The following is a 2,182-nucleotide window of genomic DNA, read 5'->3' as shown; positions in this document are numbered from 1 at the left end:
TCGTACGGCAGCCGTCTAAAACGTGGCGGGCGGCATCGACCGAAGTGTGTCGTGGTACATCAATGCGCTTGCGTCCCCGGCGCCAGCGTGTCCTCCGCCCCCCGTTCCCGTCGGCGCAGCGGTGCCGGTTTGCGCCCGTCGGGCAGGATTTCCTGTAGGTGGTCGTGGACCATGTCGGCGGTGAACGGTTTGCCGATAAAGCACGCCCCCTCCGGCATGTCCCCGGGCCCTGGCCGCAGATGCCCCGATGCCACCACGATGGCGATATGCGGCCACCGGGCGGCGGTCTCGCGGGCGACCGCGAAGCCGTCGCGGGAGCCGGGCATCTGCACGTCGGTGAAGAGCAGCACGATGACGGCGTGTTCCCGGTCGAGGAGCTTCATGGCCTTGTCGCCGTCGCTCGCCTCGAAGGTCCGAAAGCCCGCATCCTCCAGGATGTACATCGCATCCATCCGGATGAGCCCGTCGTCGTCGACGACGAGGGCGTAGGGCTCTGCGGGATCGGACGGATCACTCATTTGCAATCAAGTCCGGGCCGGGTCGAAAGGCTCCCGAACGCCGAATGCGCAGGCGGCGCAGGCGCGTTCGCTCGAAGCACAGCGCTCCACCAGCTTGGCATGGGCTACGTTGCCACTTCCTGCGGAAATATGCTTCCCGGAAGAATCCACGCCAGTCCTTGGTACTGCCGGGCCAATTCAGAAAGTCCGCGCGGTGCTCCGTGAGCGCGAGCGTCCCGTCTAGGGCGAACACGACGAACATGTGCTTCCTGACGCTGATCTGAGTTTCATCCGTAGGGGCGGACATGCGCTTTCTCACCTGACGCTGCACACATCGGTGCAGGGTTCAGAGATCGTTAGGTTGTGCGTGACCTAGCTCCACCCAACAAACAGGAGGAGCGATTATTGCTATTAAGTAACAAGCAACTCCCCAAGAAAGACATATTGAAGACCGGGACGCTGTTCTCGGCGGGAGGGAAGCAATGCTTGGACTGTTTGATTTGGAGCATGAGCGACTACGAAGCGCTTCTCGAAGTCGATCTTGATTCCGAGATAGCTGTAACCGGGCGCCTGATCTGCGAAGCAGCATATATCGACAGACCATATGGTTTGCTCTGGCGCAGCGGGCGGAAGATTGGAGTAGACTTTGATCCCTGAGTGAGGTGCTAACTCAGGTGCGATCCCTGGTCAGCCCCTATGCTCGCCGACATCGAAGGGGCAGCGATCGCAGACCAAGAGCCACCCGACGGAACGAGCCATCCAGTCAGCCACTTCGACATACAATTGCTGAACGGCATCCATGTCGCGACGACAGCACAGCCAGGGAAACGGCCATGACTCGCGACGAGAGCGGCGGTACGACGCTGACCCCTGAAGAGATCGCAGCAGCGAAGCGTGCCGGCCGCAAGCAACTTGCTGAGGACGGCTGTCCGCAAGATCGCATTCCGGTGGCACAAAACGCCAGCGAGAAGGCGGAGCCTCGCGCTGTCCCTGAAAGCGAAGAGCCCGGTCTCATCGACTCGATGAAGGGTATGTAGGTTGCCACGCGGTGAGCGAGACCGGCCAACGGTTTGGAGTGGTTCCGCTGCCGGGTACGTGGCGCTCGCCCGTGCTGATACACGGTGCCATATCTTTGGTAGACAAAAGTCTCGATGCGCAGTTTGCGCGTCGGACCGGGGATCGAAGTCTTGCCGAGCTTCCAAGCGTGCGTCGGCATCTTGCTCCTCGCTATGGGCCTGGAGTTCGATAACCTGGCGTGTCGTCGCTGGCGTATTGGCCAGCACTACGGGTCGTTCTGTATCCGCACGATATGCGCGTTTGCGTTCACGATCGCCGGGGTGTTGTTGATGCTCGCCACCTGCTGACACCGCGCGGAGCACGGTATCCCGACTGGTCACTTTGCAAGCGATCGCGCTGTGAAAGATGATCTTGGCCATGGTGCTACTCCGCCTTGAGCGGGAGAGCCGCATCAGCGCCGGATCGTGCGGCTTGCCCTCGCGGGTGAGCGTCAGGTGGGCGAGGATCGTCTCGTCCACGACGAGGCCGTTGCGCATGTCCAGCCGGGCGCTGGGGTGCTGGCGCTGCTCGGGCTCGCTACTGCCCGCGTCGGGTGCGGGCAGGTTCGGCGCCGGGGATCGCTCCTCGCCCAGCGGCTTCACCGTGTAGGGAACGCGCCGGGCCTTCGC

At 62.6% G+C, this 2,182-nt stretch carries 4 protein-coding genes; 3 read left to right on the top strand and 1 reads right to left on the bottom strand.

The window, feature by feature from the left end:
- Positions 1 to 59: 59 nt before the first annotated feature.
- On the bottom strand, positions 60 to 518 hold the full coding sequence (locus tag MKK52_RS00135; protein WP_243951724.1) for a response regulator: 459 nt from the start codon (positions 516 to 518) through the stop codon (positions 60 to 62).
- A 486-nt stretch (positions 519 to 1,004) separates the two neighbouring features.
- On the opposite strand from MKK52_RS00135, the gene MKK52_RS00130 reads away from it, so the two are divergent.
- From MKK52_RS00130 to MKK52_RS00120, 3 genes are all read left to right on the top strand, one after another.
- The gene (locus MKK52_RS00130; RefSeq protein WP_243951723.1) at positions 1,005 to 1,154 is read left to right on the top strand and encodes a hypothetical protein; all 150 of its coding nucleotides are present in this window, start codon (positions 1,005 to 1,007) and stop codon (positions 1,152 to 1,154) included.
- A gap of 176 nt (positions 1,155 to 1,330) precedes the next feature.
- Entirely contained in the window at positions 1,331 to 1,534 is a 204-nt protein-coding gene (locus MKK52_RS00125) for a hypothetical protein (RefSeq protein ID WP_243951722.1), read from the top strand.
- 444 nt (positions 1,535 to 1,978) lie between these two features.
- Positions 1,979 to 2,182 (top strand): hypothetical protein (locus MKK52_RS00120; RefSeq protein WP_243951721.1); only part of this gene is annotated, 204 nt, incomplete at its 3' end.

The organism is Methylobacterium sp. J-067, from assembly GCF_022829465.1.
Classification (GTDB): domain Bacteria; phylum Pseudomonadota; class Alphaproteobacteria; order Rhizobiales; family Beijerinckiaceae; genus Methylobacterium; species Methylobacterium litchii.
The sequence above is the reverse complement of the archived record's forward strand: the minus strand, read 5'-3'. Positions and strand labels throughout refer to the sequence as shown.

What these genes read in the sequence shown, in the direction of transcription:
- MKK52_RS00135 (WP_243951724.1), bottom strand. Translation starts at nt 518, where the DNA reads ATGAGTGATCCGTCCGATCCCGCAGAGCCCTACGCCCTCGTCGTCGAC.
- MKK52_RS00130 (WP_243951723.1), top strand. Translation starts at nt 1,005, where the DNA reads ATGAGCGACTACGAAGCGCTTCTCGAAGTCGATCTTGATTCCGAGATA.
- MKK52_RS00125 (WP_243951722.1), top strand. Translation starts at nt 1,331, where the DNA reads ATGACTCGCGACGAGAGCGGCGGTACGACGCTGACCCCTGAAGAGATC.